Annotated in this window: 15 protein-coding genes and 1 tRNA gene; 3 read left to right on the top strand and 13 right to left on the bottom strand. The window is 68.1% G+C overall.

The features are described from left to right. Positions 1–175: 175 nt before the first annotated feature. Complete coding sequence (gene xerC / locus ACFVJ5_RS11510; protein WP_379219934.1) at positions 176–1,462, top strand: tyrosine recombinase XerC; 1,287 nt, start codon at positions 176–178, stop codon at positions 1,460–1,462. Positions 1,463–1,536: 74 nt separating this feature from the next. On the opposite strand, the gene ACFVJ5_RS11505 is transcribed toward xerC, so the two are convergent. The 4 genes from ACFVJ5_RS11505 to ACFVJ5_RS11490 form a co-directional block, all read right to left on the bottom strand. Continuing rightward, positions 1,537–1,612, bottom strand: a tRNA-Thr gene (locus ACFVJ5_RS11505). A gap of 58 nt (positions 1,613–1,670) precedes the next feature. Then, complete coding sequence (locus ACFVJ5_RS11500; RefSeq protein WP_379219933.1) at positions 1,671–2,870, bottom strand: DNA polymerase III subunit delta'; 1,200 nt, start codon at positions 2,868–2,870, stop codon at positions 1,671–1,673. Positions 2,871–2,935: 65 nt separating this feature from the next. Further along, complete coding sequence (topA, locus tag ACFVJ5_RS11495; RefSeq protein WP_379219932.1) at positions 2,936–5,872, bottom strand: type I DNA topoisomerase; 2,937 nt, start codon at positions 5,870–5,872, stop codon at positions 2,936–2,938. A gap of 237 nt (positions 5,873–6,109) precedes the next feature. Next, positions 6,110–6,316: a cold-shock protein gene (locus ACFVJ5_RS11490; protein WP_019044597.1), complete on the bottom strand. Its 207-nt coding sequence runs from the start codon at positions 6,314–6,316 to the stop codon at positions 6,110–6,112. A gap of 435 nt (positions 6,317–6,751) precedes the next feature. Here ACFVJ5_RS11490 and ACFVJ5_RS11485 point away from each other — a divergent pair, with 435 nt between their 5' ends. Continuing rightward, positions 6,752–9,142 (top strand): DEAD/DEAH box helicase, encoded by a 2,391-nt coding sequence (locus ACFVJ5_RS11485; protein ID WP_379219931.1) that lies wholly within the window; start codon positions 6,752–6,754, stop codon positions 9,140–9,142. A gap of 300 nt (positions 9,143–9,442) precedes the next feature. Here ACFVJ5_RS11485 and ACFVJ5_RS11480 read toward each other — a convergent pair whose 3' ends face one another. The 7 genes from ACFVJ5_RS11480 to ssd form a co-directional block, all read right to left on the bottom strand. After that, on the bottom strand, positions 9,443–9,844 hold the full coding sequence (locus tag ACFVJ5_RS11480) for an Rv3654c family TadE-like protein (RefSeq protein WP_379219930.1): 402 nt from the start codon (positions 9,842–9,844) through the stop codon (positions 9,443–9,445). Between the two features lie 41 nt (positions 9,845–9,885). Beyond that, positions 9,886–10,200, bottom strand: a complete 315-nt coding sequence (locus tag ACFVJ5_RS11475; RefSeq protein ID WP_379219929.1) for a TadE family type IV pilus minor pilin — start codon at positions 10,198–10,200, stop codon at positions 9,886–9,888. Between the two features lie 41 nt (positions 10,201–10,241). Next, on the bottom strand, positions 10,242–10,451 hold the full coding sequence (locus ACFVJ5_RS11470; protein WP_379219928.1) for a DUF4244 domain-containing protein: 210 nt from the start codon (positions 10,449–10,451) through the stop codon (positions 10,242–10,244). Between the two features lie 72 nt (positions 10,452–10,523). After that, positions 10,524–11,141 (bottom strand): type II secretion system F family protein, encoded by a 618-nt coding sequence (locus ACFVJ5_RS11465; protein WP_379219927.1) that lies wholly within the window; start codon positions 11,139–11,141, stop codon positions 10,524–10,526. Between the two features lie 274 nt (positions 11,142–11,415). Next, positions 11,416–12,009 carry a type II secretion system F family protein gene (locus ACFVJ5_RS11460; RefSeq protein WP_379219926.1) on the bottom strand — a complete coding sequence of 198 codons (594 nt, stop codon included), beginning with the start codon at positions 12,007–12,009 and terminating at the stop codon, positions 11,416–11,418. A 403-nt stretch (positions 12,010–12,412) separates the two neighbouring features. After that, the gene (locus tag ACFVJ5_RS11455) at positions 12,413–13,594 is read right to left on the bottom strand and encodes a TadA family conjugal transfer-associated ATPase (protein WP_379219925.1); all 1,182 of its coding nucleotides are present in this window, start codon (positions 13,592–13,594) and stop codon (positions 12,413–12,415) included. Between the two features lie 67 nt (positions 13,595–13,661). Then, positions 13,662–14,813 carry a septum site-determining protein Ssd gene (ssd, locus tag ACFVJ5_RS11450; RefSeq protein WP_379219924.1) on the bottom strand — a complete coding sequence of 384 codons (1,152 nt, stop codon included), beginning with the start codon at positions 14,811–14,813 and terminating at the stop codon, positions 13,662–13,664. 415 nt (positions 14,814–15,228) lie between these two features. Between ssd and ACFVJ5_RS11445 the strand changes: the two genes are divergently transcribed. Beyond that, positions 15,229–16,023, top strand: a complete 795-nt coding sequence (locus tag ACFVJ5_RS11445) for an HAD-IB family hydrolase (RefSeq protein WP_379220610.1) — start codon at positions 15,229–15,231, stop codon at positions 16,021–16,023. Positions 16,024–16,448: 425 nt separating this feature from the next. Here the strand turns inward: ACFVJ5_RS11445 and ACFVJ5_RS11440 are convergent, their stop codons facing one another. After that, positions 16,449–17,195 carry an oxidoreductase gene (locus ACFVJ5_RS11440; RefSeq protein WP_379219923.1) on the bottom strand — a complete coding sequence of 249 codons (747 nt, stop codon included), beginning with the start codon at positions 17,193–17,195 and terminating at the stop codon, positions 16,449–16,451. 10 nt (positions 17,196–17,205) lie between these two features. After that, positions 17,206–17,370: a hypothetical protein gene (locus ACFVJ5_RS11435; protein ID WP_266297608.1), complete on the bottom strand. Its 165-nt coding sequence runs from the start codon at positions 17,368–17,370 to the stop codon at positions 17,206–17,208. Between the last annotated feature and the right edge of the window lie 84 nt (positions 17,371–17,454).

The raw sequence follows: 17,454 nt of genomic DNA, 5'->3' as shown, positions 1-17,454 counted from the left end.
GCTCGTGAACCGGAGAAGCATCCATGGCTTCCTCGGCCGAAGAGGATCGGAAAGGGGTTCCGTTGGGATCTAGACGCTTTGGACGCAGCGCTGGAGGGCCTAGAGAGCTGAGTATCGGCGGGTGGGCGTGAGTCGCGGCCGTCCTGCTCGCCCCCTGGGTGTCGCCGGTAAACCGATGCTTACGGAGTTGTCGCCTGGACGTTGGTCCGCGCGGGTTCTCGTGCGCGACGCTTCGGGGAAACGTCGGGATCTCGCCCGCGTCTCCCCTCTCAAGGTGGACAGGCGGGGCCGAGAGGTGCCAGACCGCACCGGCCAGCGCGCGCTAGATGCGGTGCTGGCCGCTGCGTCTGCCATCCGTATCGATCTGGGTGGCGAGCTGTCATCGTCGACGAGTGTTCGGCAACTGTGGGACATCTACCGAAACCACTTGGTGGAGCAGGGTCGCGTGGGTAGAACACTCGAGCGGTACGACGACGTGGCGAAAATGTTCAACACGTCGTTCGGCGGGCGCGGTCTACTCGAGGTCAGGACCTCGGCAGTTGAAGCGTTCTTGGCAGAGGTCGGCCACGCCAGGGGGCCGGGCACGATGAAAATTGCGCGCAACGTCTTGTCTGGCATGTTCCGCTACGCGGTTCGCAAGGATGCGATGCCGATCAATCCGGTGCGTGAGTCACAGATGCCCAAGAACATCGAGGCCAAGGGCCGTACCGGGGGCGCGGGTGACCTGAGTGTTGAGGAGCTGCGGTTCATCCTTGCGGCGGTGCGCACGTCTGTCCTGCCTTGCCCGCGCAAGCTGTCGAAGGCCGAGCGGAATCGCGCAAAACCGGTCAAGGCTTACACCCCGCCGACAGTGGCCGAGTACTGCGAAAGCGCGGACCTGGCCGACCTGGTGACCTTGCTAGCCGGGTCGGCCCTCCGTCGTTCTCAGGTACTGGGGTTGTTGTGGTCTGACATCGACATAGATGGCCGGACGCTGCGCACGACGGGGAAGATTGCGCGCGTTCCTGGACAGGGTCTTGTCCGGGAAGAGAACGCCGCCGCCGCGAGCTCGAAGAACCGGGGCGGCAAGATCGCGCTGCCACCCTTCGCTGTCGAGATGCTCAAACGGCGCAAGGCAGTTCTCGCGGCTCGCCGGTTGGCTTCGCCGCCTGATCCTGATGCCGATGCATTGGATCTGGTGTTTCCCTCGGCGGTGTGGACGATGCGAGATCCCCAGAATGTCGGGGCCGAGTGGAGAAGGGTCCGCGAGGCGCTCGGGATTCCGGATGACATCGTTCCGCACAGCTTCCGCCACGCGGTCGCGACCATCCTCGATGATGCCGGGCTGTCGGCCCGTGTCACCGCTGACGTGCTCGGGCATGTTGATCCGGCGATGACTCAGCGGCACTACATGGCACGTGGGCGAACTCACGAAGCGGCTGCCGACGTGCTGCATCGCGCGGTGTCCGGCGACGACAATTAGTTGGGAATTAGTTGGGAAAACAGGTCAGGGCGGGCACCGGGATTCTTCCCCGTACCCGCCCTGACCTGGTGTTATGGAGCCGCCTGGGGGAATCGAACCCCCGACCTTTTCATTACGAGTGAAGCGCTCTACCGACTGAGCTAAGGCGGCGTGCCATTTCGGCGACGCGAGTCTATCGCGGGAAGGGGTAGAACGCGAAAACGGGTGGTCAGGCGGTGCGGGCGGTGATGAGAGTGGCGGTCATGGCGGCGATGGCGAAGCGGGGCTTCACGTTGAGGTCGAGGGCTTCGCGGCAGGCCAGGACGGCGTCGATGCTGCGGAGCAGACCTTCGGGGCGGACGTTCGTGGCGAGGTCGGTGATCTCGTCGGCCATGTCGGGGTGGGTGAGGGTGATGGGGGTGCCGCGGCCGGCGAAGCGCATGGCCAAGGCGTCACGGTACATGCCGGCGATGTCGATGAGAGCGCGGTCGAGTGCGTCGCGGCCGGTGCGGGTGGCGCGGGACTTCTGGCGGCGTTCGAGGTCCTTGAGGACGCCCGCCGAACCGCGAGTGGCGGAAGCCGAGCCCTTGCCGGTGCCACCCGCGCCGAGCGCGGTGGCGAGTTCGTCGCGTTCGCGGTCGTCGCGATCGGCGCTCATCAGTTTGGCTTCGTCGTCGGCCGACTTCACCAGTTCGTCGGCGGCGGCGTAGGCGGCGCCGGGGCGCTCGGTCGCGGTGACCAGCGCGAGGGCACGCTTGCGTCGTTGGCGTGAGTCCTCGTCGGTGGCGAGGCGGCGGGCTCGGCCGACGTGGCCGCCGCTGACCGAAGCAGCCCAGTCGGCGGTTTTCGCGTCGAGTTGGTCGCGCTCGCGCAGAACCTGGGCGATCGCGGGCACGGTCGGTGTCACGAGGTGGACGTGCCTGCAACGCGAGCGCAGGGTGACGGAAATGTCCTCAGGGTCGACAGTGGGGGCGCACAGCAGGAACACAGTGCGGTCCGGCGGTTCCTCGACCACCTTGAGCAGGGCGTTGGCAGCACCCTCGGTGAGGCGGTCGGCGTCTTCGACGACCACGACCTGCCAGCGACCGGTACTCGGTCGACGTGCCGCGATCTGCACGATGGCCCGCATCTCCTTGGTGCTGATGCTCAGCCCCTCGGGGATGATGCGCCGCACGTCACCGTGGGTACCGGCCATCGTGGTGGTGCAGGCATGGCACCGACCGCACCCGACGGTATCGGGATCAGTGCACTGCAGCGCCGCCGCGAAACACAGCGCCGCGACAGACCTACCCGAACCCGGCGGCCCGGTGAACAACCACGAATGCGTCATCGCCCCGGTGACCACACCGGCCCGTGCCGCCTTCGCGGCAGCGGCCAGTTCGGTCTCGACCACGTCCTGGCCGACCAGTCGATCGAAGACACCTGCCACGCGCTACACCCTAGCCGCGGGGTCCGACAGGATTCGCCGAGGCCGGGCGGTTCGCGGGCGAGCGATCAAGCGTCGTCTGTCCCAGCGGATTTCGCGGCAGCCTTCTTGGCCGGAGCCTTCTTGGCGGCGGTCTTCTTCGCGGTCGTCTTCTTGGCCGCAGTCTTGGTAGCCGTCTTCGTGGCCGTCGACTTCGCCGCCGTCTTCTTGGCAGGCGCCTTCTTGGCCGCCTTCTTCGCGGTCGTCTTCTTCGCCGCCTTCTTCACCGGCCCACGCGCCCGGCGATCGGCCAGCAGTTCGGACGCGCGCTCGTCGGTGATCGACTCGACCTCGTCGCCCTTGCGCAGGCTCGCGTTGGTCTCGCCGTCGGTGACGTACGGACCGAAGCGGCCGTCCTTGATCACCATCGGCTTGTCGGTGGCGGAGTCGTTGCCCAGCTCACGCAGCGGTGCCGCGGCCGAGGCCTGACGCCCGCGACGCTTGGGCTCGGCGTAGAGCTTCAGCGCCTCTTCGAGGGTGACCGAGAACAGCTGATCCTCGGTCGCCAGCGAACGGGAATCCGTGCCCTTCTTCAGGTACGGGCCGTAGCGGCCGTTCTGCGCGGTGATCTCCTCGCCGGAGGTGGGATCGTTGCCGACCACGCGGGGCAGCGAGAGCAGCATCAGCGCGTCGTCGAGGGTGATCTCGGCCAGGTCCATCGACTTGAACAGCGAACCGGTGCGCGGCTTGACCTCCGCGGCCTTCTTGGTCTTCTTCGCGGGCGCAGCGTCCGGGTCGGGCGCGGGCGGTTCCGGCAGCACCTCGGTGACGTACGGGCCGAAACGTCCTTCCTTGGCGACGATTTCGTTGCCCGACACCGGGTCGACGCCGAGCGAGCGACCCTCCTGCGGCGTCGAGAACAGCTTCTCGGCGACCTCGGGCGTCAGCTCGTCCGGCGGCAGATCGTCGGGCAGGTTCGCCCGCTGCGAGATCCGATCGCCTTCGGGGTCATCGGGATTGATGATCATCCGCTCGAGGTACGGACCGAAGCGGCCGACGCGGACCACGACGTCGCGGCCCTCTTCGTCGACGAACATCTTGATCGAGTTCACTTCGCGCGCGTCGATGTCGTCGAGCTGCACGGAGACCATCTTCTTGAGGCCACCCGACCGCGCGACCGAACCCTCGGCGCCGGATTCGCCACCGAAGTAGAAGCTGGACAACCAGTTTCCGCGCTGCTCGCGTCCGCCGGCGATGGCGTCGAGGTCGTCCTCCATCGCGGCGGTGAAGTCGAAGTCGACGAGTCGACCGAAGTAGGCCTCGAGCAGACCGACCACCGCGAAGGCCACCCACGCCGGGGCCAGCGCGCTGCCGCGCTTGTAGACGTACCCGCGATCGAGGATCGTCTTGATGATCGAGGAGTAGGTCGACGGACGGCCGATGCCGAGGTCTTCCAGCGTCTTGATCAGCGAGGCTTCGGTGTAGCGGGCGGGCGGGTTGGTGCTGTGGCCGTCGGGAGTGAGCTCGACGGCGGTGACGCTCTGGCCCTCTTCCAGTGCGGGCAAACGAGATTCGGCGTCGTCGGACTGGCCGCCCGCCTCCTCGTCCACGCTCTCGACGTAGGCCTTGAGGAACCCGGCGAAGGTGATGGTGCGACCCGAGGACGAGAACACACACTCCTCGCCGGTCCGCGCGGTGCCGGTGATCCGCAGGGTCAGCGTGGTGCCGCGCGCGTCGACCATCTGGGAGGCGACCGTGCGCTGCCAGATCATCTCGTAGAGCTTGAACTCGTCGTTGTCGACCTTGGAGGCCAGCTGACCCGGCGTCATGAAGGTGTCACCCGAGGGACGGATCGCCTCGTGCGCCTCCTGCGCGTTCTTGACCTTGCGGGTGTACTGGCGCGGCGACGGCGAGACGTACTCCGCGCCGTAGAGCTGGGTCGCCTGCGAGCGAGCCGCCGCGATCGCCGACTCCGACAGCGTCGTGGAGTCGGTACGCATGTAGGTGATGTAGCCGTTTTCGTACAACCGCTGCGCGACCCGCATCGTGCGCTCGGAGGTGAACCGCAGCTTGCGGCCCGCTTCCTGCTGCAACGTGGACGTCATGAACGGCGGGTACGGCTTGCGCGTGTACGGCTTGGCCTCGGCCGAGCTCACCTCGAGCGCGGCGCCGTCGAGCGCCTCGGCCAGCCTGCGGGCATAGGCCTCGTCGAGCACGACGACACCGGTGGCCGACTTGAGCTGACCATCGGAACCGAAGTCACGACCGGAGGCGACGCGGTCGCCCTTGACCTGCACCAGGCGCGCGCCGAACGTGCGCGGATTGGTCGAATCGGACTTCTCGTCCGGACCGGCGTCGAGCTTGGCGGCGATGTCCCAGTACCCGGCGGAGCGGAACGCGATGCGCTCGCGCTCACGCTGCACGATCACCCGGGTGGCGACGGACTGCACGCGACCGGCGGACAGCCGCGGCATGACCTTCTTCCACAGCACCGGGGAGACCTCGTAGCCGTAGAGGCGGTCCAGGATGCGGCGGGTTTCCTGCGCGTCGACCAGATCGTTGTCGAGCTCGCGCGTGTCGGCGGCGGCCGCGAGGATGGCGGGCTCGGTGATCTCGTGGAAGACCATCCGGCGAACCGGGACCTTCGGCTTGAGCGTTTCGAGCAGGTGCCAGGCGATGGCCTCGCCCTCGCGGTCGGGGTCGGTGGCGAGGTAGAGCTCGTCGGCGTCGGCCAGCAAGCTCTTGAGCTCGGCGACCTTGGCCTTCTTATCCGGGTTCACCACATAGATCGGCTCGAAGTCGTGATCGACGTCGACACCGAGGCGTGCCCACGGCTGCCCCTTGTATTTGGCAGGCACGTCGGCGGCACCGCGCGGCAAGTCACGAATGTGGCCCACCGAGGCCTCGACCGTGTAGTTGCGACCCAGGTATGGCGCGATCTTGCGGGCCTTGGTCGGCGACTCGACGATCACGAGACGACGCAGGGGTCGGCCCTGATCGGCTGAACTGCGGTCTCGTGTTGCCACCGGCGAACACCTTCCTTCTAGATCCGCGCGTCGGGAGGTCCGCTCGGTGCGCGGCTGGGGCAGACGGCGACGTTCGGACATCACCACCAGTGACGTTTATACCCTGCGCACTTGGGGTAGAGGCATTTGCGGCGTTTCACGACGCGGGCGCTGTCCTGGGCGATGGTACCCGGAAATGACTCGTCCCCCTCCTCCGCATGCGGAGGAGGGGGACGAGGCGTTGTTGTGTTTCGCAGCTCAGGAGAGCGCGCGAACGCCGGTGGCCTGCGGGCCCTTGGTGCCCTGGCCGACCTCGAACTCGACCTTCTGGTTTTCCTCGAGGGTACGGAAGCCCGTGCCCTGGATCTCCGAGTAGTGGACGAAGACGTCAGCGGAGCCGTCCTCGGGCGCGATGAAGCCGAACCCCTTCTCCGCGTTGAACCACTTCACAGTTCCCTGTGCCATTCTGTTTCCTTCTCTTTCTACCGGAAACGGCGGACAACTGGGTTCGTCCACCGGGCCCGTTCCGACCGCTGTACTGTTGGTCCCCCTGCAAGGAAATCCTGAGCACGGCGTTCGCAACAACGATCCTGCTGATGGTTTGGACCTTGGATCCGTCCCTCGAACACAGAAGCTTGCGACCGAGACCCAGTGAACCATGTCTCTGAGCAATTCGACAGTCGAGTTACCGACTATTTGCAAAATTCATGATCTTGCGAATGTGCAGGTAAGGGACAGATTGGGTGTATCCGTACTTTCGGTCTGTTTGCTTCTTGATAACCGAGTGAGCTTCCAGCAAACATGCTGTGACCCAGATCGCTACTGGGTTACGAAATCCCAGGTAGTGGTTGTCGCACACACACGTTTCACACTTCGCGTGTCGCGCGAGAGAAGGACTGGATGAATCCGACAGACCGGACCGAGGTCCGAGAGCGCGATACGGGCGAGAGCTATGGGCGATCGTTGCTGAATCGTGTCCTGACCGAGGCGGCTGCCGGCGGCAACCCGTTGACCCATATCGCCGAGCTGCCCGCACGCCGCGCGCACACCACCGCGTGGCCGGAATGGGTGCCATCGGACCTGGTCACAGCCCTGGACGCGCAGGAGATCACGCTGCCGTGGGAACACCAGACCCGCACGGCCGATCTCGCGGCGACCGGCAACCACGTCGTGGTGAGCACGGGAACCGCGTCCGGGAAATCGCTCGGTTACCAGTTACCGGTGCTCACCGCGCTGCACGACGACCCGCGCGCCACCGCGCTGTACCTCTCCCCCACCAAGGCACTTGGCGCCGATCAGCTCCGCGCCGTCGGCAGCCTGATCCATGACAATCCCCTGCGGGAGGCACATCCGGCGAGCTATGACGGCGACACTCCTGCCGAGGTCAGACAGTGGGTGCGGGCCAACGCCCGCTGGATTTTCACCAATCCCGACATGCTGCACGTCGGCATTCTCCGTTCCCATCAACGCTGGGCGCGGGTGCTGCGCAACCTGCGCTATGTGGTGGTCGACGAATGCCACGCATATAGAGGAGTGTTCGGTTCGCATGTCGCACTGGTGTTGCGCAGGCTGCGTAGGCTCGCCCGGTTCTACGGCGCCGACCCGGTGTTCATCCTGTGCTCGGCGACCAGTGCCGATCCCGCCGCGTCGGCGAGCAGGCTGATCGGGGCGCCGGTGGCCGCTGTCACCGAGGACGGGTCGCCGCGCGGCGCCCGGACCGTCGCCCTGTGGGAACCGCCGCTGAGCGCGATGCGGACCGGCGAGAACGGAGCCCCGGTGCGACGCACCGCGACCAGCGAGGCGGCCAAGATCATGGCGGTGCTGGTGGCCGAAGGCGCCAGGACGCTGACCTTCGTTCGCTCGCGACGCGGCGCCGAACTGATCGCGCTCGATGCCCGCCGTGTCCTCGCGGAAACCGCCCCCGAGCTGCAGGAACGGGTTGCCGCCTACCGGGCAGGCTATCTGGCCGAAGACCGGCGCGAGCTCGAGCAGTCGCTGTCGCAGGGGACATTGCTCGGCGCGGCCAGTACCAACGCGCTCGAACTCGGCGTCGACATCGCGGGCCTCGACGCCGTGGTCATCGCCGGTTTTCCCGGGACGGTCGCCTCGTTCTGGCAGCAGGCCGGGCGGGCGGGCAGGCGGACGCAGGGTTCGCTGGTGGTGCTCGTGGCTACCGACGACCCGCTCGACACCTACCTGGTGCACCACCCGCAGGCGCTGCTCGACCGGCCGATCGAGGCCACCATCACCGATCCGTACAACCCCTACATCCTCGGCCCACAGCTGCTGTGCGCCGCGATGGAGCTGCCGCTCACCGACGAAGAGGTGAGCGAGCTCAGGGCCGACGAAGTACTCGCCGACCTGGCTGAGCAGGGCCTGATCCGGCGCAGGCCGGGCACCCGCGGCGCGGGTGCCCGCTGGCACATCACCGCGCACACCCACCCGCACGACGACGTGGATGTGCGCGGTGGGCTCGGCTCGCCGGTCGCGATCGTCGACGCCGAGACCGGACGACTGCTGGGTACCGCCGACGCGGGCCGGGCCCCCGCCACGCTGCACACGGGCGCTGTCCACCTGCACCAGGGCGAGACCTATCTCGTCGACGAACTGGACCTCGAGGGTGGTGTCGCGTTCGTCAACGAGGTGGATCCCGGCTTCACCACCAGTTCCCGGCAGATCACCTCGATCACCGTCGAGGGGGTGATCGAGGAGCGCGTGCTGGGTGCGGTCACGGCGGCATCCGCGCAGGTCGCGGTGACCAACCAGGTCGTCGGCTACCTGCGGACCCTGGTGACCGGTGAGGTGCTCGACCAGGTGGAACTCGATCTGCCCGCGCACACTCTGCACACCAAGGCTGTTCTGTATACCGTCACGCCCCAGCTGCTCGCCGCCGCGGCTATCTCCGACGAACAGCTCCCCGGCGCGTTGCACGCCGCCGAGCATGCGGCCATCGGCATGTTGCCGCTGGTCGCGGGCTGCGACCGGTGGGACATCGGCGGCGTCTCCATCGCCGACCATCCCGATACCGGTGCGCCGACGGTGTTCGTCTACGACGGCCAGCCCGGCGGCGCCGGCTTCGCCGAGCGCGGATTCGCCCAGCTCACGGACTGGTTGTCCGCGACGTTGAGCGTGATCCACAGCTGCGCGTGTCAGGACGGCTGCCCCTCGTGCGTGCAGTCGCCCAAGTGCGGAAACGGCAACAACCCCCTGGACAAGGATGCCGCCGCGCGCTTGCTGGCCGCCGTTCTCGGCGAGCTGCGGGCGCATGGCGACCTACCTGCGGATTCATGATGTACGCGCGCTCGCGGCGTGACCGGCGATACACCGCACTCGAAGAATGCTGGTCATCCGTCCGAATTACTGTTGACCAGCGGAGATATGTCCGCCGACGCCCGGTGTCCGAATAAAAAGGACCACTCTTCTATTAACTGGCGCATAGCCAACTTGACCCACGGGTGCGGCTACATCGTTTTTTTCATTTTTTTCTCACCTAGATCAAAGAATGCGCATGAAATAGCGCAAAGGCGCTTCCGGTTAATTCCGAATTGGTTCGGGGCGGAACAACCACCGGCCAGTGATAACACTTCCGCGTCACTCTTTCTCTTCCACCGGACCCGCCCGTGCCGAAGCCCGCACAGTGCGCATACCGAACGCTCCCACTGACACATTCGCCTCGACATCTACAACAACATCCCACTGCGCGACCGAGCACCGCCGTACTCGAACCCCCATCCGCCGGGCGATCTCCCCGGCCTCCCCGCATCCCGCCTCCGCACCCTGCGCCAAGAGACCCGCTGCGGCCAGCGCGCCCAGATCAGCGGCCCCCTGCGCCCGGTGCCGAGCCACCACCACGCCACCCACCTGGCCCACCAACAATGTCAGGCAGATCAGCCCCGCCAACGCCACACACACGAACGCCGTCGCCCCACCCCCATCCGATGCCGGCCTCCTCCGCCACGACGACCGCCGATCCTTCGATTCGCAAGATTTCACCTCTCGAGCCGCCCCCTTCGCCGGCACATCGCGCCTCGCCGTCACGGATCCACTCCCGGCTCGGTGACGGCTACCGCCTCGGCGCGAAGGCGCAGGCCGGGAAGGAGTGGGGTACTCGCGGCGACGGTGGCGACCACCCGGTCGCCTTCGGTGCGGAGTTCGACGGTCGCGCCTGGTGGGGCGACCGATCGTCCCGCGGTGATCGCGCGCGAGGTGTCACCGCGAGCAGCGAGGCGGGCGGTCTCGCGGGCGGCGTCGGTGCAGCGGACCTGGGTGGATCCTGCGAGCAGTGCACCGACGCACAGGGCTACAGCGCACACCAGAGCCGCGAGGGCGATGGCGGCCTCGACCGTCACCGCACCCGCATCGGCCCCGAGAGTGCTGGTGTCGCGGCGGTTTACACGCTCGTGTTCAGTGCCTTGTCGATGATGCCGGTCAGCGCGCTGACAATGCTGTCCCCGGTGACGACCCCGTAGAGCACGGCCCCGAAGGCCGCCGCGGCGATAGTGCCGATCGCGTACTCCGCCGTGGACATGCCGTCGTCCTCGAGCAGCAGACGCGTGAATCGAGTGCGGGCCCCCAGGTATACCGTGTGCGCGAACGTCATCGTGATCCCCTCTCTGGTGCCACCACGCGGCTGATCCGCGCGGTGAAGTTTCGGTGGCCTCGTCGCAGCCGGTCACAGCAGCCCACCGCCGCCGAGCACGCGGTCGGCGAGGCCGATGACGACCGGGACGATGCCGAGGCAGACGAAAGCGGGCAGGAAGCACAGCCCGAGCGGGCCGCCGATCAGCACACCCGCGCGTTCGGCGCGCGCGACGGCAGCGTCCTCCACGGCTTCGCGGCGTTGCGTGGCGAGTTCACCGACTGCCGCGGCCAGCGAGGCGCCGGAGCGCGCCGAACGACGTGCCATCCTTGCCAGCGACTCCACGTCATCGGCGGCCGCCGACCCCACAGCATCCGCGGCCGCCCGCTCCCATGCCGTCGCCGCGTCGGCGCCCAGCGCGAGAAGGTCTGCGGCCCTGAGCAATGCCGCCCGAAGAACCGGCGGCGCGGTCGGCGCAGCGGCTCGCGCGGCCGCGGCCATCGGCAGTCCCGCTCGGAGACATGCGGCCAGTAGATCGAACGCGGACGCGGAACCGAGCGGGTCGACCTTCGCGGTGTCGCCTGTCGCCCCGGAGACGCCGACCGTCGGACCGAGCGCACGCATCCGTCGACTGACGGCAACTCGCCCTGGTAGCAACACAATCGCCACCGCCGCGATCAGCAACGCACCCGGCGAAGCAGCACCATCCATTCCCTGCACAGCAAATCCCCTCCTCGCAGTTCGGTCCACACCCATCCACACCCCGATCCGAGCTGCCCCACGCGGGGCACCACGGTCAGCTCGTGGTCTCGTTCGGTGATCACACCTGTCCACAGGCATTCGGATCGGCGACTACTTCCGCCCTGCCGTCCGACCGTGACGCAGTCGGGTCGGGCTGTGCTCTTGCGGCCGGGACACAGTTGTCCACAGGGCATCCACACCAGTTGTCCACTACCGCTGTCCGTTCGACACCATCTGGTGCGGATCAGGCTGTGCTCTTGCGGGTGATGACATCTGTCCACAGCAGTCCACAGCAGGCGAGGGCGGCGCCCAGTGGCAGAAGGAGTTCCCCGGCTGGGGAAGTGAACAGGATGGTGAGCGGGGCGGCGCCCATCAGTTGCCCCAGGCCGATACCTACCAGTGGAAGCCCGGCCAGGACGGTGGCCGATGCTCGGGCGCCCGCCAATGCGGCTTCGGTGCGGTCGCGGAAGCGGATGCGGCCGAGTAGGTCGGACCTGGCGGCGGCGAGTAGTTCCGCGAGCGCCAAGCCGTGCTCTTCGGCCACCCGCCAGGCGGCGGCGACTCTCGACAGTTCCTCGGCGACAATCGAATCCGGTTGGACCCAACCGTCGGCCCCGGAACCACCGAGGCGACTGCGGCCGGCACTGATCGCCAGTACGCGCGCCGCTTCACCGCGGGACTCACCTGCGGCGGATTCGGCCGCCGCACTCGGATGGGCGCCGACGCGGAGCTCACCGACCACAGCTTCGAGGCCGGCCAGGAGGTAGCCGTATTCGCGGCGGCGTTCGCGGTCACCTCGACCACGCCGTGTGCGTACCGCCCCAGTGGCTCCCAGCATGAGAGCCGCCAACCCGACGCCGGGCCCGAACACGAATGCCGTGCACCCCACAGCGATTCCTGCACACCACTCCACAGGCACGTGTTTTCGCGCACTGCTCCCACTCGGCGCGAACAGCCGGGTGAACCGTCGTCGACCGCCTGCCACGGGCAGCGCCAGCACCGCGATCGCGCAACAGAGCAACGCACTACCCATGAGCCCATCTCCTTCACGCCGAAACCCGCACCTGGTTCGTCAGCGGCGGCTGCGCGCATTGCCCGCGGCGATCGCCGCTCCGCATCGCCGCCCACCAACCACCGCTCGGGATGTCGCCCATACCTGTGAACACCGTTGCTCACCAGAGTGATTCGCCCGTGTTGACACGAATCCCGCTCAGTAACCACCGCATACGCAACCGAGTCGCTCATCCGAGACGCACCTCGAGGAGTCGGTGGAGTTCGCCGACCGCGGGAGTCGGGTGGTTGTCCGACCGCCAGGCCGCCGTGATGTGGACGCCCTCGGAATCACGGTGCAGGACACCGATTTCGTGGAGGGCACGCGTTCCGTCGGCGCGGCGGCGAACGTGCAGGACTACCTGGACAGCAGCGGCAAGTTGGCTGTGCAGGGCCGCCCGGTCCATCCCGCCGAGCGCGGCCAGTGCCTCCAGGCGCGCGGGAACTTCCTGCGGCGAGTTGGCGTGGACGGTCCCCGCCCCGCCGTCGTGACCGGTGTTCAGGGCGGTCAAGAGATCGACAACTTCGGCACCGCGAACCTCGCCGACGACGATGCGATCGGGACGCATTCGCAAGGCCTGGCGGACCAGGTCGCGCACCGTAACAGCGCCTACCCCCTCGACATTGGCAGTCCTGGCAACCAGGCGCACAACATGCGGATGGACCGGAGCGAGCTCGGCGGCGTCCTCCACGCAGACGATTCGCTCGGCAGGGTCGACGGCGGCGAGCAGGGCCGAGAGCAAAGTAGTCTTTCCCGCTCCGGTACCTCCGACGACCAGGAACGCGAGGCGGGCGCGGACGATGTCGCCGAGTAGGCGGCGGGCGTCCGGAGGAATCGAACCGGCGGCCGCCAGCGCGTCGAGGCCCTGGGTCGCGGGGCGGAGGATGCGAAGGGACAGGCACGTACCGTCGTGGGCGACGGGGGCGAGTACCGCGTGGAGGCGGACGCCGAACGCATCGCCCAGCGTGGCTTCGGTTCCGGCGAGTTTGCCGTCGACCCAGGGTTGAGCGTCGTCGAGGCGGCGGCCTGCGGCCAGGGCCAGGCGCTGGGCGAGGCGGCGAACAGCGGCTTCGTCGGCGAAGCGGACATCGGTCAGCTCCAGCCCGCGGCCACGGTCGACCCACACCGAATCCGGCCCGGTGACGAGTACATCGGCGACCCGAGGATCGTGCAGCAACGGCTCCAGCAGCCCCGCCCCGGTCATCTCGGTTTGCAACAGGCGCAGGGCCCGGAGCAGATCGGTGTCGGCAAGCACGCCGCCCGCTTCCGTACGGATCGCGGCCGCCAGCTGTGCGGCATCAGGGACGCCCGGATGCTCGGCGAGGCGCTCACGGACGCGTTCGAGGAGGTCGACGGTGACAAAGGAGGTCATGTCGCGCCGGCTCCGTCCATCCGAAGGGCCGCGCGGGGGACGGAACGTCCGGCGCTGACGGAGGTGGTCATCCCTCGGCTCCGACCATGGCGAGGACGGCGTCGGCGGCGTCGCGCAGGGGGCCGCGCCGGCGGACGCTCAGGCCACCGCGTTCGAGCCGCGAGGCGAGGCCGGCTTGCCCGCGAACCGCGGCGAGAAGCGGCAATCCGAGCAGTTCGGCGACTTCCGCACCGCGCAGTCCGCCGGGTGCGGGTCCGCGGACGATCAAGCCGCGGTTGGGGTTTCGTTCTCCCAGATAGGCCGAGACGACTTCGGCCGCGGCGATGGAGCGCAGCCGGGCCGGGACTACGAGGACGACCAGATCGGCGGCGTCGAGCATCGCGTCGGCCGCCGGACCACGCTCACACGACACATCGCAGACCACGAGATCTCCCGCGTCCCTGCCTGATTCGATGACCGCACGGACCGCCGCCGGAGCCAGTCCGACGAACGCGTGTCCCACCGAAGCCGAGTCGGACCGTGATCGCCCCGGGCCCACACCGATGGCGGGCCGCGCTCGGCCGCAGGACAACACCGCCAAGCCGGGAGCCCCGACGGGCAGCGCATTGTGCAGCGCCGCAGCCGACACCCGCCCGTCCTCGATGATCAGGTCCGGCCATCGCAGCCCCGGCACGTTCTCCATGCCCAACACCAGATCTATCCCACCGTCGAGCGGGGCACCGTCGATCAACACCGTGTCGCGACGCACCCGCCGCGCGGCCCCGCGCAGCGCGGTCGCCGCGGCGAGCGTGGATGCGCCGGCGCCTCCTCCCGCGCCGACCACCGCGACGACTATCCCTTCGCCCGTACGGGATTCGGCGTGTTCGGCGAACTGTTCGACCAGCGCGACAGCGGCCGAGGGCAACGCGACAACTCGTTCGGCACCCACCGCCGTCGCGGCTTGCCAGTCGGGCACGGCCGGTTCCCCCTCGGTGACCAGGACGACGCCCGCCCGCCGCGGAAATCCGCCGACAGCGGCGGCAACGGCGGCGGCGGTATCGAGGATGACCATGCCTGCCCCAGCCCACGCGTGCCTGCCGACCGGCATCACCCGTTCCTCGGTGACGCGCTCGGCGGCCGCCGCGACTCGACGTACCTCCGCGCGCAGCCGTTCGTCACGCACGAGCACGAGAGCGGGCGCGATCTGTGGCGGGCCACCGCGCATCGGGACTGGGTTCATGCGACTCAGCGTTGCCGAGCGAGGAGGTCGTCAACACCCCGAAAACACCGATTGTGGATAACTCGGGGGTGTGGAGAACTTTGACGATCGTCCCGGAAATAGAGGACGGCCCCAGCCGGGGGGGGAGGAGGCTGGGGCCGTCGGGTTCAGCCCCGGGGGGTCGGGCTGAACGCGCCTGGACTAAGTCCAGGTGCCAGCAATACTACACCCACCCCCTGCCGCGGGCGCAAGTAGCATTCGCCGACATTCTTCGGCGATTCGCGCCTTCCGGCGTCCCCGGGGCAAACCCTTTTCCACGGTGCGGACAGTCGATCCTGCGGTGCGCGCAGGTCGTGCCTATCCTGTTGACGTGACGCCAGAACGCGACCAGACCTCGCCTACGGACACAAGTCTCGGCAAAACGGGCCGAGCCCCGGTGCCGGGCGGGCGCGTCGCCGCGTTCTTCGATCTCGACAAAACGGTGATCGCGAAGTCGAGCGCGTTCGTCTTCAGCAAACCGTTCTACGCGCAGGGTCTGCTCAACCGCAGAGCCGTGCTGGAGAGCAGCTACGCGCACTTTTTGTTCCTGCTTTCCGGTGCGGATCACGACCAGATGGAACGGATGCGGGCAAACCTTGCCAACATGTGCGCGGGCTGGGATGTGGAGCAGGTGAAAACCATTGTGGCCGAGACTCTTCACGATCTGGTCGACCCGCTGATCTACGCCGAGGCCGCCGATCTGATCGCCGATCACAAGATCCGCGGGCACGATGTGGTGATCGTCTCGGCCTCCGGCGAGGAGATCGTCGGACCGATAGCTGAGGTGCTCGGCGCCTCGCACACCGAGGCGACCCGGATGGTCGTCGAGGACGGCAAGTACACCGGCGATATCGAGTTCTACTGCTACGGCGAGGGCAAGGTCGCCGCCATCGAGAAGCTCGCGGCCGAGCAGGGCTACGACCTCTCGCGGTGCTACGCCTACTCCGACTCGGTGACCGACGTGCCGATGCTGAGCGCGGTGGGCCATCCGACCGCGGTGAACCCCGACCGCGCGCTGCGCAAGGAGGCGGCGAGCCGCGGCTGGCCGGTGCTGACGTTCTCCAACCCGGTGTCGCTGTGGTCACGATTCCAGACGCCGTCGACCACCACTGTCGCCGCGACGGCCGCCGTCGGACTGAGCGCGATCATCGCCGGCGCGATCAGCTACCGGCTGCTGCGCAAACGACGCTGACAGGCCACTGTGCAGCACGAATCTCCGAGCGACACGCCGAATTCATCGGGATTCGGTAATGCCCCTGAAACTCTTGATGTGAGTGCCGTCACAGTGTAAGAATGGAGTCACGGAAGGACGGAAGGCCAAGACGGAGCCGGAAGAGAAGGTTTCGCCTCCCATCCCACCCTTCCCAGCACGGACACCAGGCACCCACGCGGAGCGCGCCGCGACAAGGCCGAAAGAGTTGTGGGCCTGCGAAATTCGAGCCGACGTCGGCGAACGCCTCGCACAGGTTGCGGGGATGAACCGGCGGGGTTGGGATGATCGCCGAGGCCACCGAACACAACCCACCCTGCACGCTTGGTAACCGGGTGTTCCGTGCTAGCGGGCGGTGAGGTCGAGCAATCGACAACGCCGCCCGTTTCGATGTGTACGGGCCGGGTTCAGCCGGCCGCCGCGTCGGCGATCGAGTTCGCCTCGCGGGCCCCGTCTTCCAACGCGCCCGCGCAGAACAGCACCCAGCCGCCCACACCCTCCGCGGTGCCCATGCCGAATCCGGCGGCCGCGTCGAGGTAGGCCTGACGGCGGCGCAACCAGAACACTTCGGGCACGCCGAGGCTGTGCGGGTCGAGTCCACTGGATACCGCGACCAGCCGTGAGGCAGCGCGCGCGACGACACCGTCGCCGGTGCCGAACGGACGCAACGACAGCAGCTCGCCGTGCACGATCGCCGCGATCACGGGGGCCGGCGCCTTGCTCGACTGGATGGTTTGCGTGAGCATGTCGAGCCGCTCGGCGACGCCGGGAGTCGAGCGCGGGCGACCGAGTTCCTGCTCGTCGGTCACCAGGTCGGCGGCGGCGAGCAGATGCAGCCGGGCCAGCGCCTGCAGGGGCGCGCGCCGCCAGGTGCCGACGAGATTGGTGAGCGCGTCGCCGTCCAGCGCCTGACCCACCCGCAACGCGCCGACCAGCACCGGGTCACCGACCTGGCCGTCGGCGGGCAGATCGGTGCTCGCGCCTTCGATGGCCGCCGAGGAACGAGCGGCCCGCACCGCGGCTTCGGCGGCGGTGGTCGCCCAGCCGCGCCGGTTCGACTTGTGCCGATGCACGGCCGCGAGCGCGTCGCGCGCCTTGTCGGCGGCCTCGCGCACGCCGGGCAGGTCGACCAGGGGCTGCAGCGGATCAGTCACGGCATGGAGGTTACCGCTCGTACAGTGCGGCCCCCACGGTCACATACAACCCACGCACCGTCGGCCAGCTGCGATCCGGCCACGGCACCTCGGCGAGCCGCTTGGCCGCGGGGGTCACCGCCCTGCGTCGCCGCGCTTCCCGCTCGGCCAGCCGTTCGGCATCGATTCGATCCATCGGCGTCTCCAACCCTGCGATCCACACCGCACCACCTCGGACGACACCACGCTACGCCGATGAGCTGGGCTCTCGATGGGTTTC

The organism is Nocardia sp. NPDC127606, assembly GCF_042671725.1.
In the GTDB taxonomy this organism is placed as follows: domain Bacteria; phylum Actinomycetota; class Actinomycetes; order Mycobacteriales; family Mycobacteriaceae; genus Nocardia.
The sequence above is the reverse complement of the archived record's forward strand: the minus strand, read 5'-3'. Positions and strand labels throughout refer to the sequence as shown.

Excerpts from the sequence above, each read along its gene's own strand:
- xerC (WP_379219934.1), top strand. The coding sequence starts at position 176 with ATGCTTACGGAGTTGTCGCCTGGACGTTGGTCCGCGCGGGTTCTCGTG.
- ACFVJ5_RS11490 (WP_019044597.1), bottom strand. The coding sequence starts at position 6,316 with ATGGCACAGGGAACTGTGAAGTGGTTCAACGCGGAGAAGGGGTTCGGC.
- ACFVJ5_RS11485 (WP_379219931.1), top strand. The coding sequence starts at position 6,752 with ATGAATCCGACAGACCGGACCGAGGTCCGAGAGCGCGATACGGGCGAG.
- ACFVJ5_RS11470 (WP_379219928.1), bottom strand. The coding sequence starts at position 10,451 with ATGACGTTCGCGCACACGGTATACCTGGGGGCCCGCACTCGATTCACG.
- ACFVJ5_RS11465 (WP_379219927.1), bottom strand. The coding sequence starts at position 11,141 with ATGGATGGTGCTGCTTCGCCGGGTGCGTTGCTGATCGCGGCGGTGGCG.
- ACFVJ5_RS11460 (WP_379219926.1), bottom strand. The coding sequence starts at position 12,009 with ATGCTGGGAGCCACTGGGGCGGTACGCACACGGCGTGGTCGAGGTGAC.
- ACFVJ5_RS11455 (WP_379219925.1), bottom strand. The coding sequence starts at position 13,594 with ATGACCTCCTTTGTCACCGTCGACCTCCTCGAACGCGTCCGTGAGCGC.
- ssd (WP_379219924.1), bottom strand. The coding sequence starts at position 14,813 with ATGAACCCAGTCCCGATGCGCGGTGGCCCGCCACAGATCGCGCCCGCT.
- ACFVJ5_RS11435 (WP_266297608.1), bottom strand. The coding sequence starts at position 17,370 with ATGGATCGAATCGATGCCGAACGGCTGGCCGAGCGGGAAGCGCGGCGA.